This window comes from Dellaglioa sp. CoH-56-MRSF-13 (assembly GCF_056782095.1).
Genome location: NZ_JBXAYC010000022.1, coordinates 1 through 741, shown reverse-complemented (window position 1 = coordinate 741; position 741 = coordinate 1). Strand labels below are relative to the sequence as shown.

General features: G+C 58.7%; 2 protein-coding genes. Both read left to right on the top strand.

Annotation, left to right across the window (positions count from 1 at the left end):
* Positions 1–85: 85 nt before the first annotated feature.
* A complete protein-coding gene (locus AC1RP1_RS07615; RefSeq protein ID WP_281106372.1) occupies positions 86–238 on the top strand; it encodes a hypothetical protein in 153 nt (50 codons plus the stop codon).
* A gap of 8 nt (positions 239–246) precedes the next feature.
* Positions 247–741 (top strand): hypothetical protein (locus AC1RP1_RS07610; RefSeq protein WP_481762660.1); only part of this gene is annotated, 495 nt, incomplete at its 3' end.

Here is a 741-nt window from a genome sequence, read left to right as displayed (position 1 = left end):
AATCCTTGCGATTCAGATTCCATGGACCATTACGATTGGGCTGCTGGTTGGACGGCGGCTCGCGACATGAGCAGCGGGGGCGACAATGACTGAGGCATGGATGTTGGGGCTCAGTGCCTACATGCATGGCGATTCAACTGAGGACAATCCGTACCCGATGGCCGATGTCGTGAAGCGGATGGACTGGGATGCAGGTTGGCTCGCTGGATACGAGCTGGATAAGGATCAGGAACATTAGGAGAAACGGTGCACATTAAGGACATTTTCAAGGCCGCTAAGATCAGTGGCTTTAAGCGCCTTCAGACAACGGCACAGCCCAACTGCATGGGCGCGACCGACGTGTGGGCAGGTGACCTCACGGCTCTGGTACGCGAGATCGAGCGCCGCGTTCTGGGCTACGGCGACAAACTTCCCACAGGTCTGGAGGCCGCTATCCACCGACGTATCGTGCACGTGGAGACCGCACGAAACCAAGGTCGGATTATGGGCGCGATCCGCGAGGCATGGGCCGAACAGTATGCGGCACCGTGTTCGGGGCTGCGTCCCATCGAGGCCGAAGGGCGCAGTTTCAAGGTGGTCGAAATGTCGCTGGCCACGTTCCTGAGCCCACGATCAGAGGTCCTTGATCCGGAGTTCGTGGTGGTCTACGTCTACTGTGCTCAGGATGAGGTGGCGGCTCTCATCGAAGAAGCAGCACGTTGTGACTGGACACTGATCCCGCCCGAACAGCGTGATGAAGAC